At 63.7% G+C, this 19,147-nt stretch carries 17 protein-coding genes and 1 tRNA gene; 3 read left to right on the plus strand and 15 right to left on the minus strand.

The genetic code is table 11. From position 1 onward, the window contains the following. Nucleotides 1-29: 29 nt before the first annotated feature. The 10 genes from GEMMAAP_RS19465 to GEMMAAP_RS19510 form a co-directional block, all read right to left on the minus strand. Nucleotides 30-929: a DMT family transporter gene (locus tag GEMMAAP_RS19465; protein ID WP_053333821.1), complete on the minus strand. Its 900-nt coding sequence runs from the start codon at nt 927-929 to the stop codon at nt 30-32. Then, nucleotides 926-2,032: an alpha/beta fold hydrolase gene (locus GEMMAAP_RS19470; protein WP_053333822.1), complete on the minus strand. Its 1,107-nt coding sequence runs from the start codon at nt 2,030-2,032 to the stop codon at nt 926-928. Before GEMMAAP_RS19470 ends, GEMMAAP_RS19465 begins: the two co-directional genes overlap by 4 nt. 182 nt (nt 2,033-2,214) lie before the next feature. Further along, complete coding sequence (locus tag GEMMAAP_RS19475) at nt 2,215-5,166, minus strand: hypothetical protein (protein WP_145979252.1); 2,952 nt, start codon at nt 5,164-5,166, stop codon at nt 2,215-2,217. 220 nt (nt 5,167-5,386) lie between these two features. Then, nucleotides 5,387-5,905: a hypothetical protein gene (locus tag GEMMAAP_RS19480; protein ID WP_145979253.1), complete on the minus strand. Its 519-nt coding sequence runs from the start codon at nt 5,903-5,905 to the stop codon at nt 5,387-5,389. 209 nt (nt 5,906-6,114) lie between these two features. Then, the gene (locus GEMMAAP_RS19485; RefSeq protein WP_158514940.1) at nt 6,115-7,245 is read right to left on the minus strand and encodes a Fic family protein; all 1,131 of its coding nucleotides are present in this window, start codon (nt 7,243-7,245) and stop codon (nt 6,115-6,117) included. Between the two features lie 1,080 nt (nt 7,246-8,325). Beyond that, the gene (locus GEMMAAP_RS19490) at nt 8,326-8,697 is read right to left on the minus strand and encodes a HigA family addiction module antitoxin (protein ID WP_043580048.1); all 372 of its coding nucleotides are present in this window, start codon (nt 8,695-8,697) and stop codon (nt 8,326-8,328) included. A 49-nt stretch (nt 8,698-8,746) separates the two neighbouring features. Then, nucleotides 8,747-9,037, minus strand: coding sequence for a type II toxin-antitoxin system RelE/ParE family toxin (locus GEMMAAP_RS19495; RefSeq protein ID WP_026848868.1), 291 nt, complete (start codon nt 9,035-9,037; stop codon nt 8,747-8,749). A gap of 464 nt (nt 9,038-9,501) precedes the next feature. After that, nucleotides 9,502-9,798, minus strand: coding sequence for a hypothetical protein (locus GEMMAAP_RS20415; protein WP_145979255.1), 297 nt, complete (start codon nt 9,796-9,798; stop codon nt 9,502-9,504). 725 nt (nt 9,799-10,523) lie between these two features. Beyond that, nucleotides 10,524-12,512: a hypothetical protein gene (locus GEMMAAP_RS19505; RefSeq protein WP_145979257.1), complete on the minus strand. Its 1,989-nt coding sequence runs from the start codon at nt 12,510-12,512 to the stop codon at nt 10,524-10,526. A gap of 288 nt (nt 12,513-12,800) precedes the next feature. Further along, a tRNA-Phe gene (locus GEMMAAP_RS19510) sits at nt 12,801-12,873 on the minus strand. Between the two features lie 436 nt (nt 12,874-13,309). Between GEMMAAP_RS19510 and GEMMAAP_RS19515 the strand changes: the two genes are divergently transcribed. Then, on the plus strand, nt 13,310-13,927 hold the full coding sequence (locus GEMMAAP_RS19515) for a DVUA0089 family protein (protein ID WP_026848871.1): 618 nt from the start codon (nt 13,310-13,312) through the stop codon (nt 13,925-13,927). A 75-nt stretch (nt 13,928-14,002) separates the two neighbouring features. Here the strand turns inward: GEMMAAP_RS19515 and GEMMAAP_RS19520 are convergent, their stop codons facing one another. The 5 genes from GEMMAAP_RS19520 to GEMMAAP_RS19540 all read right to left on the minus strand — a co-directional run bounded on the left by GEMMAAP_RS19520 (nt 14,003) and on the right by GEMMAAP_RS19540 (nt 17,636). Continuing rightward, nucleotides 14,003-14,653 carry a hypothetical protein gene (locus GEMMAAP_RS19520; protein WP_026848872.1) on the minus strand — a complete coding sequence of 217 codons (651 nt, stop codon included), beginning with the start codon at nt 14,651-14,653 and terminating at the stop codon, nt 14,003-14,005. A gap of 154 nt (nt 14,654-14,807) precedes the next feature. Continuing rightward, nucleotides 14,808-15,200, minus strand: coding sequence for a preQ(1) synthase (gene queF / locus GEMMAAP_RS19525; RefSeq protein WP_026848873.1), 393 nt, complete (start codon nt 15,198-15,200; stop codon nt 14,808-14,810). A gap of 75 nt (nt 15,201-15,275) precedes the next feature. After that, nucleotides 15,276-16,205 (minus strand): rhomboid family intramembrane serine protease, encoded by a 930-nt coding sequence (locus tag GEMMAAP_RS19530; RefSeq protein ID WP_026848874.1) that lies wholly within the window; start codon nt 16,203-16,205, stop codon nt 15,276-15,278. A 24-nt stretch (nt 16,206-16,229) separates the two neighbouring features. After that, nucleotides 16,230-17,267, minus strand: coding sequence for a D-alanine--D-alanine ligase family protein (locus GEMMAAP_RS19535; protein WP_043580052.1), 1,038 nt, complete (start codon nt 17,265-17,267; stop codon nt 16,230-16,232). Nucleotides 17,268-17,315: 48 nt separating this feature from the next. Continuing rightward, nucleotides 17,316-17,636, minus strand: a complete 321-nt coding sequence (locus GEMMAAP_RS19540) for a hypothetical protein (protein WP_026848876.1) — start codon at nt 17,634-17,636, stop codon at nt 17,316-17,318. Nucleotides 17,637-17,876: 240 nt separating this feature from the next. On the opposite strand from GEMMAAP_RS19540, the gene GEMMAAP_RS19545 reads away from it, so the two are divergent. Together GEMMAAP_RS19545 and GEMMAAP_RS19550 are read left to right on the plus strand one after the other, a co-directional pair. Beyond that, complete coding sequence (locus tag GEMMAAP_RS19545) at nt 17,877-18,440, plus strand: RNA polymerase sigma factor (RefSeq protein ID WP_053333824.1); 564 nt, start codon at nt 17,877-17,879, stop codon at nt 18,438-18,440. Further along, complete coding sequence (locus GEMMAAP_RS19550) at nt 18,433-19,146, plus strand: isoamylase early set domain-containing protein (RefSeq protein ID WP_053333825.1); 714 nt, start codon at nt 18,433-18,435, stop codon at nt 19,144-19,146. The genes GEMMAAP_RS19545 and GEMMAAP_RS19550 overlap by 8 nt, the downstream gene beginning before the upstream one ends. Nucleotide 19,147: the final 1 nt, after the last annotated feature.

The raw sequence follows: 19,147 nt of genomic DNA on the forward strand, positions 1-19,147 counted from the left end.
CCACACGGCCCAGGCCGGTGCACGAGGTGCTACTTCCGCGTGGCCAATTGAATGCCGCTCAGCACCGCGACCAGCGCCAGCACCAGTCGCGGCGTGAGCGGTTCGCCCAGCAACAGCACCCCCAGCGCAATGGCGGTAATGGGATTGAGCGCCAGAAACACCGCCACCCGCGACGGCGTGGAGCGGCGGAGCGCATAGCCCCACAACCCGAAGCCCACCGCCCCGCCCAGCGTCCCCAGAAAGAACACCGCCCCCCAACCACTCGTCGTAATGGTGCGTGTGTGTGTCAGCAGCCCCTGCATCAGCGCCAGCGGCGCCAGCGCCAGTGTGCCGGCCACCATTGCGTAACCCGTCACCACGGCCGACGGATATTTGAGCAGCATGGGGCGCGACCAGACGTTGTACACGGCACCGCATAACACCGTCGTGGCCACCTCGGCGTAGCCAATCCACAGGCCGCTCCCTTCGGAAGCGCCAGTGCCCAGCGTCACGGGAGGCAGCGCCAGCACGATCCCCGCCAACGCCAGCAGCTGCCCCGTGATGGCGCGCGCCGACAGGCGTTCCGTTCCGCGCAGCGCCGACAGCGCGAGCGTTACCAGCGGGTTGGTCGCCACCACCAGCGCCACCGTGGCCGATGGCAAATGTGTGAGTGACGCGCTGAAGCTCCACGGAAACACGCCGAAGAAGAGCACACCCAGCAGCGCCACCTGCACGCGATCACGCGCGGCCATGGGCATGAAGGCCGAGCGACGCAGCAGCGCGAACATGCACACCGTGGCAATGACGTAGCGCATGAAGGCCAGCACTACTGGCGTGGTTTGCGGCACCACGTATCGCGTCGCCACCACCGACGCGCCGAAGCAAATGCACGCTACCGTCGCCGCAATGGCCGCGCGGCGCTCGGCGTGGGGATCTGCGTGCTCGGTCACCGCCTCACCGTCAACGGCTGCACCACCGTCAGCAGCTGCTGCAGAAATTGCCCCGGTTCTTCAAGCATGGGGACATGCGCCGACCACTCCAGCGTAATGAACGCTTTGTGTGGTGCTCGCAAACGTTCCACATACGCCCGCGCCGGTTCGTACGGCGTATGCAGATCGTGTTTCCCCTGCATCACCACCACGGGCACCGCCAGCGAATCCGGCAGCGTAGCACCATCGCGCCCTACCAGCGTCCGGGTCGTCCATTGGGTGGCTGCTGTTTGTCGAGCCACATCGGCCGCCGTGTACTCCGGAGCCCAGGCGGGTAAGGCAAACAGCAAATCAAAGGTGGGCTTGCCGTACCATCCCCCGTTGAAATAGCGAGCCCACTTTCGCGTAAGCAGTACCGTACTCACCGGGGCACCGGGGCGTGGATAGGGCGCAATGGAATCGAGTTCGCGCATCGCATCGCGCTGTCCTGCGGCCTGCGCCAGCATACGCAGTCGCTGGTACAGATAGGCATCGCCGCTCCCACTCACCTGCCCCACCCCCACATACGCGTGCAGCCACTCAGGGCGGCGCTGCGCCAGCGCCATGCCAATCATGGTGCCATAGGAGTAGCCCATGACCACCACGCGCTGCACGCCCAATTTGGCCCGCACCCATCCCACCATCAGTTCGGCGTCGCGAACCAGTTGGTTGAAGGTGAGCGTCGGGGTCAGCGCCGCCGTGTCCGCCGTGGCGGCGTTCTTCCCTACACCGCGCTGGTCGTAGTGCACCACGGTAAAGAAATCTTCCCACGGTGACTGATACGCCCAGGCCATCGGCATGGTCGGTGACCCTGGACCGCCGTGTATCATCACGATGACCGGATTCTCCCGGTGCTTGCCGCGCACACTCACCCACTGCGTCGTGCCATCAATCGCCACGGGCTCCAGCAGCTCAATCCCGTCTGGCGTGTGAATACGGCGCAGCTCGGCGAGGCGGGCCACCACGGAGTCGCGGAGCAGCGGAGGCGCTGTTTGCGCCGTGACGGCAAGCGGCGCACTGAGCAGCCCGAGGATGGGCGCGAGCCTGCGGCGCCATCCCGCGATACGAGGTGGACGAAAGATCATGCCGCAAATACTACGCGGCGTCTGCTAAATCTGCGCCCCTGCGTGTTCGGTGTCGCCCATTGTGCACTTTTTCCATTGTGTCGGCGCCGAGTCACAGAAAATCTGGATCGGTGGTGGCGTGCGGACTACGCCATGCATTGCGCGCATGGAGTATCTCTCAACGCAGTCACCATGCCTCGCCCTTACGGCCTCGGCACGCGGAAGCGGAACACATTCGATCGCGTACCGTCCGTATCCTCGAACTGCAGTTCGTAGTCAATGAAGCCCGCCGGTCCACCCCAGCAGAACCCAGCCTCGTGCTCGTACTCGCGATCCCCGACCTGTCGCATCGCGGTGACCGGAACGAAACCGAACGGAGTGGATCCCCCGACAAAGAACGCACGGTCGTGCAGCCCTCGTCCTGGTGGCACCGGTTCCGAAAGGCGCACCCGAATACGCGCACGGCCGTTGGTCCCCTGCGGGAAGGCCCCATTGCAGAACGGGTCCTGCCCGATCGCGGCCCAGCCGCTCACCGACGCACTCTCGATCTGCGGTGTCCCGGCACGCAACACGACAGGCACGTCGCGACGGACGATGCCGAACTCCGCGTTGGTGGTCTCCAGCGTCACCGTGAAGACGGCGCCGGCGCTGGACGGGCCGGTGAGGCGGAGGCCGATGTCGTTCCCCAGATCGACCAGCGTAGCCACCACACCGGGGCGGCTCACGCCGGCGATACGTACTTCTGACAGCAGCGCGCCGGTCACGACGCTGTTCAACTGGCCGGTGGGCGGTCTTGGTACCTCCGGCTCGAAGGCCACCTTTGATTCGGTGGCGAGTGTACGCCACAGGGTATCCACCCGCGCGTATTCGCCGAGCAGTTCTACGGCAACCGGCACAGCAGCATCGCTCGGTAACGGATTGCTGGCAGCAATGGCCAGTCCCAGCGGCTGGGCAATCCCGGAGTTCAGGACAAGTGGCGTTTCGTTGGCCTGCGCGACCCATGCCCCAGCACTTTGCGGCGCCATGAGACCGCGAACACCGATCGCCGTACTTCTGCGCAACTCACGCTGCACCGCCGGCAACTGTCCCGCTGGTGCCGGTCGCTCCTTGATCGCCAGCCAACGTATGTAATCGTAAATCGCGCCCATAAAGGTACGGGTGTCTTCCGGAAGCGCTGGGTCGACGAAGTTCGTCGAGCGACGGGCCCAGTCGGCATCGTTCTTCCTGCGCAGTTCACGGAGCGCAAGGTGGCAGTCCCGCACTTGCCGTCGCGTAAGCTCCGGACTCCAGCATCCGTTCGGCACAGGTTCACAGCCACCATTGGTGCGATCCAGACAGGCAGCGGGCGCCACGAAACGCGGCGACGCCACGCTCGAAGCGGCCGCCGTCGACGAGAAGCCCGGCACTGGAACGCCGAGTCGCACCAGGGCGCGCGCCGCGGCGCTCTTTTCGCTGTCGGGGAGCTGAGCAAAAACCCTTTCGGCGACCGCCAGTAGTGAATCGGCGCGCGCGAGGTTCCGGCGATGAATCGCCGTATCCACACCGGCCAGCGGCACCGTCACTTCGGATGACCCGCGGCTGGAGCGCACGACGCCCATGAAACCGGCCACGTAGGCCGACGGATCAACACTTACGCTGGCCGTGGCTTCGCCGGTCCCCCACGTGGCGGTGATCGTCGCTGAGCCGCGGCCCATGGCCGTGATCACACCGGCGCTGGACACCGTGGCCACTGCGAGATCAGAGCTGCGCCACGCCGGCACCGCGCCGCCAACCACGGCCCCGTTGCGTCGCACCGTGACCGCGAAGTTCGCCGTGTCGCCGACGGCCCCCAAACGCATCGTGCTCGGCGCCAGCTCGACGGTCGCCGCAACCGGTGCGCCGCCATCGCTGACCGCGACCTCGTACGCGAATGGTGCCGGCAGCGCCCAGTTGTTTTCAGAGGAGCCAGCGGCCGATGCTTCGATGACATAGGTGCCGTCGCTGGGCGGGGTGATCTGCAACGTGCGCACGAGGCGCGACTGATCCTGGATATCCTGCCCCACGACACCGCCGCGATACACCGTCAGCGCCGCCCCACCGTAGGCAGCGCGCGACGGGAGTGTGTAGGTGATGGTGTACGTGCGGCCGGCGAGCAGTCTCGCCTGATAGAAGTCGATGACGAGCGGCTTCCCGAGCGCCTCGGGGAAGGGGGTGAACTGGATGGTCGAGCGGCAGTCACCGGCCGCCGAGTCGAGCACCGCCCCGGCTACGCGAGTACCCGGCACCAGCCACGTGGCCCGCGAACAACCCAGCCCGTTGGTCAGAGCCGGTACCGAGGGCGTACCGCCGGCAAATGTGAATGCACCGCGGGCACTGGTGTCGCGAGTGGACACGAAGAGCTGGTAGCGCGCCGGTGCGAGTACGGCGCGCAGCACGGTGGAATCGCCGGCGTTCCCCGCTACCGATCCCCAGACCGTGCCTTCGGACGTGTTGGTCGTGGCCTGCTTGATTCCCACCACGTGGGCAAATTCCGGCCGCACCCGCCACTCGAAGGTACTCTGGCTGGTGACTTCAAACTCCCAATAGCGCGACCAGCGAGACACGGAGCCGGACGCAAAGAGGCAACTGAAAGTGTTCAGCGTGCCGGCTCCCGTAAACGCCGCGCCAAAGGACACCACCCCTGGTGCACAGGGGTCGCTCACTACCCCCCAGGTGCTGAAGCTACGTACCTGACCGCGTACTTCCCGGGTGGCCGGATCGACCGACACCTGCTCGGCGCGCGGCACCCACGCGCCATTCTCGAGGCGCGCCAAGGTGAGGCGCGACAGATCCACATCCGCGGCAAACGCATTGGCGGGAAAGCGGAGCCGCATGGTCACGGGTGCGGCGAACTGCGTGCCGCTCGGGCCGAATTCCCACGCCGCCCCCACGTTGGGATTCGCACTCATGTCCGTGCGGGGCGTGACGGCGATCCGCGTGCTCGCTGATACGGCACCGGCTGGTACCTGCAACGTGACCGCGCCATTTTCTGCGGTCACCGTGCCCCCCGTCGCGCCCACCACATTCGGATCGACAGGAGCCGGCGGAGGGGTAACGGGTGACGGGGTGTCGCTGCCGCTGCAGGCGGAGACACCGATCGCGGCCACGCCGAGCATTACGCTCCGAAAACGTTTCATGGTACCCTGAACCAATCGTTCATCGACAATGGAAATCCGGCCGCGGCGATGGAGCTGCCGTGACGGCCGAGTCCGCTACGTTCCGAAGGTACCCACCGCGACTTGGGGACGGCAAGCGGGAAGGAGGAGAAGTACCTGCTGGGGAGCGCAGGGTCCCTCGGTGGAGGGGTTTGGGGTCCCTCAGTCAGAACGTCCAACCACTAACGGGGCCGCGGAGACATCATCTGCCGTTTAAGGAGCGCTCGTCGCCCACTCGAGACAGCGTGGCAATCGAGGCGACCAGCTGCTCCCGGTGCTCCGCACTCGATGTCTGGATATACACATCGAAGTCCCGATGCTCGTTGAGTAACCCCCGCACGAACGCGACGTATCGGGGGAGCGTTGCGTGCTGATCAAGCGTGACGCCCATCGGCACTGACAGCACATCGAGCCGGAAGTGCTGGCCCGACGAGGGAGGCATGAACAGCGTGAACGTCGACTCCAAGAGACGGCTGAACAATTGTACGCGGCTGCCGTCCGGGAACGTGCACACGTAGGTGTACGGGTCAGCCTCCCTGACCTCTGGTGTTCCAACTTCAGCGTGAAGCACGAAGTGATAACGCTGATCACCGAATCGAAAGTCAATCAGTTCGCCCTTGCATTCGGTCGGTAGCGTGAGCGAATCGAGCGTGGCGATCCACGCCTCGAGGGCGCGGCGCTGTTCGGGAACGGAGATCGGTGGAGGAGTGTCGTCGCCCAACGTGACCGAATACAGGCCAGGTATGTATTCCATTGAGTCTCCAAATGAGTATCCGTCGGCTGTCGACGAGAGAGCCGAGCTGCTTCGCAGGTCTCAGGTGGAAACCACGAGCCGCCCATTCCGGTGTGCCGAGTGGCACGAGGAAGTCCTCGCGTAGCACCTCACCCGGATACGCCGGCGGCTCCGCCATCCGCTTCGTCTCCTTGCATTTATGGTAACGAAGCTCGGGGCGACTCGCCCGATTCCAGTTTCTCGACCAAATCGAGTAGGCCTGTCGCTTCCCACCATCGGTTGCGCTGACCGCTTGACAGCGGGATCAGCACTCCCGCGGCAGTCAACTGTTCGATGGCTTCGTACACGCGGCTCTTCGATCGATGCGTCACCGCTGTTGCGACTGGTGCTGAGATCATGGGATGCGCCGGAAGGTGGTCGATGATCGCCCACGCCGCTGCATCGGCGCGTGGCACCGTTGGGAGCGCCCGGAGCTTCGTGCGCCACACCTCCTGCAGCAGACGCACCTGCGCGATATACGCTCGGGCGAGCTGCGACGCCCGTCGAGTGGCCATGGCAAAGTGTTCGATCCAGGCGAGCACGCCGTCATCACCGTCGTTCCGGAAGCGGGTGAGCCCCCCGATGTATTGCTCTCGGGCGCCGGCGAACACGACACTGATTGGTGGGACGAACTCGCGCGCGATGCCGCGCCGCTTGAACACGACATGCACGAGGGCTCGCCCCGTTCTGCCATTGCCATCGTCGAACGGATGAATGGTCTCGAACTGCGCGTGCACGAGCGCCGCCTGCACCAGTGGCGACAGGAGGTCGGTATTGATCGTCTCACACAGGTCGCGCAGGAGCGGCGCGATGAGGTCGGGCGGTGGCGGAACGAAGTCCGCACCACACGGGGTGTAGTCGTTCCCCCCAATCCAGTTTTGGGATTCACGGAATTGCCCAGCGATGTGCTGGTGTGCCGCGTGCTCGAGCAGACGACGATGGATGGCGAGGATCCCGTCTTCGTCGAAGTCTGCGCGCTCGGCGGCGCCTTCGACGGCCAGCACCATCGCGTCGATGTTGGCCAATACCTCCTGTGCCGTCGCTCCCGGCGGCGTCCCCGATTCTGCCTTGGCCTCAGCGCGCGCCAGGTCTCGGACGCCCAACTGCAGCCCTTCAACCTTCGATGACGCGATGGACTCCGTGCGCAGGAGCAGCCGCGCCAGCCGGGCGAGCGCGGGGCCACCTTCATGGTTCAGTGCGATCAGTGCCTGCTCGGCTTCCGACACTAGTGCAGCGAGCGCGCCGTCGAGGCGAATCTCCAAGCCACTGAGCAGCGTGGGGAGATGCACGTCGTAGCGGCAGGCCCGCCGGTGGCGGGGTGGCGCATCGCGGATCGGATCGGATGGCCAAATTCGCGACTCGTATCGGCCGGGCATCGGATAGGGGATGGAAGTGAAACTTGGCGCACCCTATAGTTTCATTTATAATCTAAATGAAACTATGGATCTTCGCTATTCCCAGATGTCGCCCGCTCCTCGGGCCTCCGGAACGCAAAACGGCGCCCCGACCGAGTCAGGGCGCCGCATTGTTTTTTGCAGTGGCTTGGGACGGAATCGAACCGCCGACACGCGGATTTTCAGGTCCTGTGCCACTTGGGCGTACTGAGGCGTACTCCAGAGGAGAGCGCCCCGTTTGGGATCGCAGGATCCCTCAGTTGAGCGTGCAAGGTCCCTCAGTCCGAAGGGCCAGCCCCAAGCAGCGGCTGTATCGCCAGCTCTCCGACGGATCGGAACTCCACCTCGGAAATCCCGTCTCCGTCGAGAATCACGGGCCGGATCGGCGCTGTTTAAAAGAGGAAACCTGGTACCTAGTCGTATGTCTCGTGTTGTGAGAACAACGCGCTCAGCACAGACGGCGGCTCCAGAGACGTTGATGGGCTCACATGCAGCTCAACCTTCCAGGCAGACGGCAATCGGATCAAATGTCCCATCACTTGACAGTCGTTTGCCGTGCAACGTACCGACAGGACGTCAAATCGATCCGCTGAAGAGCGCGATGGCGTCTTGCATGTCGAGGCTTCTACGCGGACTGGTTTGCCAAGTCCTCCCAGACGCGCTCCCACCGAATGTGCGACAGCGGTATCTCCATCACACAGGCGCAACTCGAGTTCAGTCCCGGCAATCTCGTTCACGTAGTGAAACGCCGTGTAGACCGCGCCGGGCTTCGGCGAGAGGGTGACACTATCACTTGTGGATTTCTCTGTCGCTGGCTTCGCCCGCACGGCTTCGCCAGAGCAACCCGCGACCGCCATTAGGGCAAATGCGAGCAGTGTTGAGCGGAGCACCCCGAATTCACGCATTCACTCACTCCGAAACGATTCGATTGACGTCCACAGTGTACACTTTCGACGGCAGTCGTAGCCTTTTCTATCAAGCGGACGCCACAAGCCGCCCATCCCGGTCATGCTGCAGTGGCTCGAGCTTCTCGATCTCTTTCGCATTAGGACCGTGCACGGCGTCCCACAACTCGCGCGCGTCCTGCAGGTTGATCCAGAACTGCGCCGACGTGCCCAACACGCGCGCCAAGCGGAGCGCGGTGTCCACCGTCACCCCGCGACGGCCGCACAACAGGTCGTTCAGGCGCTGCAACGAGATCCCCAGCCGCGCGGCGAAGGCCGTCTGCGTGATGCCGAGCGGCACCAGGAAGTCCTCGCGCAGCACCTCACCTGCGTGCGCTGGCGGCTCCACCATCTGCTCGATGGACGGGCGCGGGATGAGCGTCGGGATTGGCTTGGTGCTCATGGGTTCCTCGTGGAGCTACGACGTGAATGGCGCGAATGCGATGCGGTGGTCATCGGTGGTAGTCCGTGAACTCCACACGGGCGGGACCTTCCGCGGTCCACACGAAACACAGCCGATACTGATCGTTCACGCGAATCGAGTGTTGTCCCTTCCGGTCTCCCTTGAGCGGCTCCAGCTGATTACCGGGTGGGCTTCGGAGATCGCCGAGTATCACTGCCGCGTCCAGCGCCGAAAGCTTACGCCGGGCCACCGACCACAGCGCCACCGCGTGACGGTTGGCCTTGGTCCGTTTTCCCGCGAAGAGGTCGGCGGTGGCTTGGTCGAGGAACGACTGGATCACGCTGTAGTTTATATGGTACACATATAGCATGCAACAGGATCCGCCCAGCCGGAACGCGAAACGGCGCCCCGACCGAGTCGGGGCGCCGCATTGTTTTTTGCAGTGGCTTGGGACGGAATCGAACCGCCGACACGCGGATTTTCAGGTCCTGTGCCACTTGGTCTTACTGAGGCGTACTCCAGAAGAGATTGCCCTGCTTGGGACGGCAGGGTCCCTCAGTGGAGTGATCAAGGTCCCTCAGTCTGTCAGCTAGGCAAGTCCATCACCGGTTGCTGAGCCATTTACATCCACGGCTTCACCATCACGAAGTTTGAGTCCGTAACGAAGAATGTGGCGCCAGTCCACGGATGGAAGATCGCCAGCGCGAGTGCGTAGCGATTCGCTGTGAGTCGAAGCAGTAGACCGCCCGTCGTCTCTGCCGCAAGTTGCGCCTGCGCCGGTCCGTACGACGGGTAAAACGCCTTTCAGGCATCGAGTGCACGCCGACACAAAACCGTATCGGTGACAACCATGACATCCTCGATCCGAACGCCAGCGATGCCAAGTGTATCGAGAACCTCGGCGAAATCGAGCGCCGCTTTGCCTGTATCGGTGAGCACTCTGCGTAGGCGCCGGAACGCCGCCGTATCGAATCGCTCGCCTTCGATCTGGCACGGAAAGCTCGGTGGTTGCGCCGATCTCTTTGACGAACTCACAGCAAATGTTCCCGCGAAAGAGCAGAAGAATACGGCGAGAACCTGCAAGAAGGCGGGTCGGAGCATTCTTAACTCACCGAATGAAGCGCGCCGGGTTCTGAGGAGACCGCAGCGTCTCCGCATTACAGCCGATCTTCTCCGCGATAGGGCGGATGGCTTCCTATTGCGTCGGATGTGCGTCCTGCTGCTAGTGTACCAGCCCTACCGCGCGCTCCTGGACTTCCGGGGAGAATGGCTGACTCGGCTTCCGACCCGTTCCGTTGTCTCGTGCAGGGAGCCTCCTCCAAACCCGGCGTACTTCAGTTAAAGATTGTTTCGGATCACCACTGCATTTGAATCAAGCGCCAGGTACGTCAACCCCGAGTATTTGTTGATCATAGGCGTTGCGAGAATGAACCGGTTGGGAGTGAGGCGGAACAACATACCGTTGTCAAAGAGGGCCGCTTCAGCCCCTAGGTCTCCTCGGAATGACGCATATAAAAGCTTCCAAGAATTTATCGCCGCGCGGCACTTGAGCGTGTCCTGAACGACGGACACTTGATCATAACGAACACCGACAACCCCGAGCTCAAGACGCGTCGCTGCATACATCTCCCCGATCTCGCCCGTATCCGTCAGGAATAGGGCCATGTGTGTTCGGGCCATCGATGTGCTTCTCCCATCCATTTCACATGCACTTTCGATGGAGGCTCTTGAAGGCTCGGACACTGCGACAATGGGACAGAGCGCGGCCCCCAAACTCGTTGCCGCAATTCCCAGAAGTAGTGCTGCGCGCATGGCTTAAACTCCCGTTATCTGAGGATGGACGGCACGTCATTCACTTTGAGGACGCAGCTATTTCTGTTCAGCGGCGTCTGGCGCCGCCATCCTTGAAGGTTGTCTCCGATCACTACAGTATCTGCCATCTTGTAAGTCCTAGATCCGACCACCTTTGGGGTATACGGAATGTTGCTCCGTGGATTCATGAGCCACACAAAGTCTGGCTCAATGATCAGCGGTTGAAAGTCCGGGGAGAATAGGTCAAAGTTCGTATCGTTTTTGTGCCATGTGTTGAGACTATCCAAATCATTCCGAAGAATGTGCCAGTCGGGGTAACTTGGTCCCTTCCCAGCGGCCATGCCTTGAAACTCCTTTGGGCAATTGGACGGAAGGCGGTCGTTTGGCTTGAACGGATGCGTGTGCAAGACGCTAACTATTTTCATTGTTCCTGCTATCCAATGTGGAGGAATAAATTGGCTCGATTCCGACGTTGCAGGAGCCGTCGTGCACGGAGTTGCACTGGTATCAGGAGCGTAATATCGCGTAATGAGCACACCACCGGAGTCAATCAGCATCGCAGCTCGCTCTCTTCGAGTGGATGCATTTCCTTGATTTCCTCCCAATTTCCACAAGCTGTCGATCAGTACGCGCATTTCTTTACTGTCCATAACCGTATTTCCGGTCGGGCATGGCAGCGAGTCGATCTCAACCGTAGTCACAAGGAGGACGCCCTGCGTCGTTGTAGCCGTGACCGTCAGCGACGCGGGTGCCAGGCCACCACTCAGTTCACACTCGCCTGCCGCCGCATTACACGCGGCGGACATGGCCCCTGAACTGAGAAGACTTGCTCGCCGAAGCGCTGTGGGGGCCGGAATCGGGTTCACCGTGATTGATGAAAAGGCGCGCTCAGGAACTGTGCGCACGAGCAGGCGGACGGAGTCGAGCGTTCCGTTCACCCCACGCGGCGTCGGCGTGGCGATCAGCTTGATCGGCTTGACCACGACCTTCGCAAACGCCTGCTCACCGATGGTCGCCGGATTCAGATTCGCGCGCAGATACATGTTCCCCGTGCGATAGACCCGCACTCGGCACGTCACGGTCCCGTTGGCGCACTCGCCGGTCTGCATATCCGGCGGATCCGTTTGCACCTGACCACCGATAGCCCGCTTGTGCGGCACCCACGTCCACCGCTGCGACCCCGCAATCATGGTCATGCCGCCGCTCACGCTAGGCGTGAAGCTCACGGAATCCCCTTCAAACACCTCCGCCGACGACGCGGTGAGCGCGAGCTTGTCCATCCACGGATGCATGGTGATCGACTGCTGCGCTTCGGCGGCGATCACACACGGACCGTTGAGGCAGTTAAACCAGCCCGGCCACGTGGGCTGGTTCATGCCCGTGCGCAGGACGGTGCCGCTCCCCCGCAAGCGTCCGACCGTGACCTTCTCCGCCACGATCAGATTGTCCGCGTCATTGTTGGTGTTCGATAGCGTGCACGAGCGCAGCGTGTGCTCGACGAAACCAAACACCCGGAAGTTGGTCCGGATTTCGCCGAAGCAGAAACTGCCGGAGAACGCGCCGTCCGCGTCGATGGACTTGTAGGGGGTCCCCTGCAGATACGCGAACGACGGCGACATGGAGCCGACGTACGCCCGTGGGATTACGCCGTTCACCCGCATCAGCATCATGGTGGCGTTGGGCAGCGTGTCCGGCCACACCACACTGTTCTCCGCCGTGTAGCGATTCGGCCCCGTGCTCAGCGGACGCGTATGCGTGCCGGGCACATTACCGGGCACCAGCACGCAGTCCACCCCGCAGCTGGTCGGGGTCGGGTCCAATACCACCGACCGGCGCGACACCCCGAGGTCGGCGTCGGTCGCGCGATCCGGCACATCGGTCGGGAAGGAGCCCTGCTCTCGACAAGCCGCCAGGATGACGACGGCGCCAATTCGTAAAGCGTGCTTGCCAAGGGCTGCCGAAGCGGCTGGCGTTCGCAGCCTATAATGGCCGCGGTAATGCATGGATTACTCCCAATGAAAGGGGGCAATGGGCGGGGATTCAAGCCAATTCGACGCGGTAGGATAGCGCGCGGCGTCATCTCATCGTCATCTGGCCGGTGCTGCCCGTTTCGCCCGTGGCCTGAAGCCCGTGGAGCAGGGACGCGCAGCCGTTTCGCACATCCGCGTCGCCGGACCTGCCCCCGCCGAGTCCCTCAGTCGGCGTCGCAATGTCCCTCAGTCACGCACAAACGCCGCGCGGCACGCTCGATTCGAGGCGTGCCGCGCGGCGGAAGTCGTTGATTTTCTTAGTGGCTTGGGACGGAATCGAACCGCCGACACGCGGATTTTCAGTCCGCTGCTCTACCAACTGAGCTACCAAGCCCGTCATCTCCCAACCACGCGTGAACGCTGCCGGGAGCCCTTCAATATAGCCAACCCACCCGGGAAGGGAACCCGGTCCGCCAAGGCCGACCGTCGTGACCGGACGCAGCGCCTGGCGGAGGGCAGCCTCGACCGTCGGATCTGGGTCGATCCCAAACTCCTGACGGACCAACGTGGCAATCACGTGGCAATCAACCGGCCACACGATCATGCGGGAGCGCATCCATTCGTCACCCGTTGCGCCAATCCCCGGCTGCGGTCGGCGCGACCCCGCACACACGGCATGTTTCGTAAGTGTATGAATAAAATGAAGTTATGCCGTAGACGTTCCGGTGAGAATGCGGAGGCCTTTATCCGTAGCGTGGAGCGGATGCACGACGCCAAAACCGGCGCTGCCCGATGCCCCCAGTCTCCTCGTTTCCCGGACATTCCCTTTCATGCTCAAGCGCGTTCTTTCTGCCACCCTGCTTTCGCTGACGCTCGCGACCGGCGCGCAGGCGCAAACCGACCTCACCGTTTCGTCGTTCGTCCCGCTGGGCGGCCGATCGGTGATCAGCTTCGATGTCACGACCGCCGGCACATTCGACCTCTGGACGACATCCATTGCAGGCCCGAATGGGACGACGCCCTTTGATTCGTATATGACCCTGTTCGAAGGACGTCCCGATGCCACTGGATACATCAGCGGGGCATACGTCACGAACGACGACGACAGCTGCGGGACCTTTGGATTCGATGCGCCAGGCGCCCAGTGCGGTCCGGCGGTATTTGCATTTAATGCGCTGATCAACAACCGCTTTCTGACCGTCGGACAGTATACCGTCGTCGTGCAGGGGTGCTGTGGCCCAACCCTGGAGGCAGTTCGATCGGGAACGGGTATTCAGGAGAATGGCTTCGGCGACTTCAATTTCCGCATCGCTTCTGAAGCGTTCGAAGGGAGAAACGGCGTAGCGAACATCGTCGGCACCGTCGTCCCCGAGCCGTCCACGTACATGCTGATGGTCGCCGGTCTCACCGGCCTTGGCCTCGTGGCCCGGCGGCGGCGCCTGAGCTGAATCAGCCCGGCATGACGGCAATGCGCCCGTGAGCGGAAGGTCAGCACCACCGCACACGGGCGCACCTCGCGCTTCTTACCGTCCTCGCTGGACGCTGGACACGTGGGCGTTCACGGCGTGATTCATCCGCACCCCGAACACCCCGTCGGGCTGCACCTGGGCCCGCGGCAACGTCGCCGCCACCGCCCCGTTCACCAGAAAGCGCACCGTGGCCCCAGTGGCTTCCACCCGCAGGACGTTCTTGGCCGCCTCCTCGCCGCTCTGCAGCGCGATGGCCGGCAGCGCCGTCCAGTCGGCCAGCGTCGTGGTCTGCGCCCCCACCCGCTGCTTCACCAGAAACCGGCCGTCGTTGCGCAGCAGAAAGTAGGTGTACCGCTGCCCCGCCCCGCTCAGGTCGGCCCCGCCCACAAACACACCGTATCCCTCCTTGTCCCGCCCCTTGGTGGGAAAGAGGAACTGCGTGCTTTCCACCACGTAGTCACCGCGCGCCGCGCTATCAGGGTGCCACAGAATGGCCGCACTCCCCGTGGTCGTCGCATGAAAGCCCGGCGTCATCTGCGCAAAGCTCATGCTGTCCGCCCCGTGCGCCGCATGCTCGCCCTTGTCGTACCGCACCTGCCAACCCAGAGGGCGCTTGCCCTCATTCCCACCCGTCAGATGCTGTTGCGCCGCAATCGAGGACACGGGAAGTAGCACCAGAGCACACGCCAGTACCAAGCGAACCATGGGAAACTCCGGGAGGAGGGTAGGACGACAGACCGCCGACTGCAGACGACGAGGTGAGAACGTTGCGACTATCGAATGTCCGACATCGATATCCATCACACCTCGCGACTCGCAACGCTCGCGGATCCGAGTCGCGATTCTCCGAACTCAGATCTCAGTCTCTCGTGTACGAGGCCGTGATGATGCTTTTGAGACCCCCGCGCACGTTGAAGTCGCCCACGACCGTCAACGCGTGCGGCTGACAGGCGGCCACCAGGTCGTCCATGATGTGGTTCACCGCGCGCTCGTAAAAAATGCCGTCGTTGCGGAAGCTCCAGAAGTACAACTTCAGGCTCTTCAGCTCGAGGCACTTCTCGGCCGGCGTATACGTGATCTTGATCGTCGCAAAATCGGGCGCGCCACCTTCCAGCAGCTTGAGCTCCGCCGCGTCGGTCTCCACGCCACCCAGCGGACACAACGAGGTGAACTCGTTGGTCTCCATGTAGATCTCATACTTCCGGTCCGCATACGGATTCGGAAACGTTTCCAGCAGTTGTGGTTTGGGCATGACTGAAGACTAAACGAAAAAACAACGGGCGCCCACTCGGACGCCCGCACGCTCACTTGCCAAACGCCACCGCGCTCACGAAAGCTCCCGCAGCCGCTTCGACCACTCGTCCAGCATCATCCGCTCGGCCTGCGTGAGGCTTTCAATGCCCTCGGCCGCAATCTTGTCCAGCACCGCGTCCAGCGCCGTGCTGGGCGCCGGGGCCACGGTAGCCACGGTGGCCGGCTGCGGCTGCGGCTTGGGCGAGGGACGCACGCGCGCAATGGCGGCCTTGCTCTGCGCCACAATGTCGTCGGTATCGCGCTCGCGCTCACGCGGACGCCCCGACTTGGGCACCGCCCGCGGCGGCTCGTCACCGTAATCGGGCGCCGGCGCAATACGGCTGCGGAAACGATCGAGGCTGCCCACGTTGGGCGCGCGCAGATACAGCCAACCGGCCATCATACCGCCAAAGTGCGCCGCGTACGCCGTGCCGCCCATGCTGCCGCTGTCCAACACGGTCATCGTGATGTTGATGAGCGCCATGAACGCCACCAGCCACTTCACCTTCATGGGCACCACACCAAAGAACAGCACTTCATCGTCCGGCCAACGCGACGCGTACGCCACCGCCACACCGAGAATGGCCGCCGACGCGCCCACCAGAATGCCGCCGTTGGGCTGGAACATGTAGTGAAAGGCCCAGCCACCCAGTCCGCACCACAGATAGTACCAGGTGAAGGTGCTCGCCCCCCACGCCCGCTCCACCCGCGGCCCAAACAGCCACAGCGTCCACATGTTCAGCAGCAGATGCAGCAAGCCGCCGTGCACGAACATGTACGTGCCCACCGTCCACAATGAGCGCGACGCCAGATCACCGGGCGCGTAGCCCAGCCACCGCGCCATGTTGTCGTCGCCCACCAACGTGGCTTGCACGAAATACACGGCCACACACAACCCGATCAGCCAGTACACGGCACTCGGGGAGCGTGACGTCTCAAACTCGTCGTAGGTGACGTAACTCATGGGAAATGAACGATGTCGACGCGACTACCGATCCCGCTGCTTCGCGAGCGCCAGATTGACGATGCGCTCACACAGATCGGGAAACAAGACACCAGCGGCGGCCGCCGCCTGTGGGATGAGACTGGTAGGTGTCATACCGGGCAACGTGTTGGCCTCCAGACACCACGGCTGCCCCTGGGGGTCCAGCCGGAAATCAATGCGCGCGTAGCCGCCCAGCTTGAGGGCGTCAAACGCCTTCCGGGCCTGATCCGCCAGCTTCGACTGCACCTCATCCGATAGTTCGGCCACGAACTCCTTGGCCATCCCCGGCGTGTACTTGCACTCGTAGTCGTACAGCTCCTTCATCGGCACAATCTCGATCGTGGGCAGTACCTGATCGCCCAGAATGCCCACCGTGAGCTCCTGCCCCGGCACGAAGCGCTCCACCATCACTTCGTCGTCGTACTTGAACGCCTCGGTCACCGCCGCGGCCAGCGCCTCCGGTTCCCGGACAATGCTGAGCCCCACCGTGCTCCCCTGCTTGGACGGCTTCACCACCACCGGCCAATCCAGGTGCCGCCCCACCTCGTGGGGGTCGAGCACCGAGCCGTCGGTCGGGGCCATCATCCAGTTGGCCGTCGCCACCCCGGCCGCCCGCAACACCACCTTGCTCAGGTGCTTGTCCATGGCCAGCGCGCTCGCCAGGTGACCGCTCCCCGTATAGGGCACCCCCACCATATCGAGCAGCGCCTGCACGGTGCCGTCTTCCCCCTGGCCGCCGTGCAACGCCAGAAACACGCAGTCGGCCTCGGTCACCTCCGGCAGCGTCCCCAGCGTGGGCGACAATGATTGGGCCGCCATCCCCGCCAAGGCGGCCAGCGACGGTGGCGCACTCCCCACACCGGTCGCCAGCAACCCCCGCTCCGTCTCCCGCGTCAGCACCCCCTCCGCGGGGTCCAGGCAAATGACCTCATGCCCCTTCTCGCGGAGCGCCGCGGCTATGCGCAGCCCGCTCGACAGCGAGACATCACGTTCGGCGGAAACGCCGCCAAGGAGGACCGTAATTTTCAGGGGGGTGGGCATGCTGCAAAGTACCCCGAAAACCCGGTTCGTGGCACACGCAGAAACCCGCTACTGCCCCGCCGTCTGCCCCAGCACAAACCGCACGATCTCCCCGAGCATCTCCACATCCGGGACCCGCTCCCATTCCCGCACCACCTGCACCCGATCGTAAGCGTCGATGGTCACATGCCGCCCTTCCCGCGGCGCCTCCGGATCAATCGCAATCCAGGCCTGCCAGAGCGTCAGCCCCTGAGCGTTCAGCACCACCCCATGGGCGTCTTCCCAGGTGGAGGCCCGGGGGTCTGCCATTAACGCCGCCAGGCGGCCTTTGCTGAAATCCCGGAGGGGAGCGCCTAGAGCGTCGGTGAACTGGTCGAAAGCGTAGATCATGAAGCGGCATGCGGAGGGAACGCAGCGCAGGACTTTGCGCTGGGAATGGTACAGGGGAGACGGCGCTCGGCGTCGATCGTAACGGATGAGCTTGGCCTCACGTCCCGGCCCTCCGGGACGCCGGGTCGCTGTGACAAAGTCGACGGCCGGGGAGTAGGGCTGGGTGAATCCGTGATCACACTCCAGCTTTCAGAATCCGCCATGCGTTACCCCGCCGCCGCGCTGTCGTAAGGCTTCACCATGGACGCCGCTCACCTCCACCTCGTGCTGCAGCAGGCGCGTCAAGGCGAACGCTCCGCCTTCGCGCAGCTTGTGGAGCACTATTATCCCCGCGCGTTGCGCTTTGCGTTGCAGATGCTGCGCAGCCGCGAAGACGCCGAGGAAGCGGTGCAGGATACGTTCCTGCGGGTGCACGACAACCTGGCGCGCTTTCGCGAGGATGCGCCGTTTGATCCGTGGTTCTTTCGCATTCTGGGTAATCGCTGCCGCACGCTGCTCAGCAAGCGCAAACGGCATCATGAGCTCGTGGAGTACGGCGACCTGCCCATCGATGCGGCCAGCGAAGAGAGCGCGGATATCCCCAATGACGGCTTTGCCCGCGAGGTGCATCGCGCCCTCGCCGAACTGCCGCCGGAACAACGCGAAGCGTTTCTGCTCCGTCATGTAAACGATATGGACTACGAAGAGATGACCATCGTGACCGGAGCGAAGGGGTCTACCCTCCGCATGCGCGTCAAGCGCGCCATTGATACGCTGCGCGGCACGCTCCAGGTGCCGATGACCGAAGGAGCCCTGCATGAGTGACCTCCAACCGGGTGCCCCGCGCAACGAGCCGCGCGATTCGCTCGCGCTCGACGACGACCTGATGCTCGCTCAGGTGAAGGCGGTACTCACACCGCTGCCGCCGGTAGACCGACGTCATATCGCGCACATTCTGGCCGCCACGCAGGAGCGGAAACGTACGCCGTGGCAGCGCCTGTTTGGCCGGCTGGAAGACGTGCTCGAGTGGTGGCGGTTCAACACCCCGCCCGTGGCCCGCGGTGCCACGCTCGCAGCGGCCGCACTCACGATTGGCTTTGTGGCCAGAGGGTACATCATGAATCCCGGCGCCGCGTCTTCCAACGCGGCGGCGGGGCGTGTGGCGTTGCCGCCGTCCGCCACGTCGCCGGCGGCGTCGCCGACGGCAGCGCCGGCCATGCTGCGCGCGGTGGAAGGGCCGGTCGAACCGAGTGAACAGCGCCTGCCCACGCAGTTCGTACTCGACGCCCGCGATCTCCCCACCGCCCGCAGCGTGTCGCTGGTGGGTGACTTCAACGACTGGAACGTCACGGCCACCCCACTCACCCTCGAGAACGGGGCGTGGGTGGCCACGATGCCCTTACTTCCCGGTCGCCACGTCTATGCGTTTGTGGTGAACGGCGAAACGTGGATCGCCGACCCGCGAGCGCCGCAGGCCACCGACAGCGATTTCGGCCGCCCCGGCTCCGTCATCATCATCCAGGCGCCATAAC

It is taken from the genome of Gemmatimonas phototrophica, from assembly GCF_000695095.2.
In the GTDB taxonomy this organism is placed as follows: domain Bacteria; phylum Gemmatimonadota; class Gemmatimonadetes; order Gemmatimonadales; family Gemmatimonadaceae; genus Gemmatimonas; species Gemmatimonas phototrophica.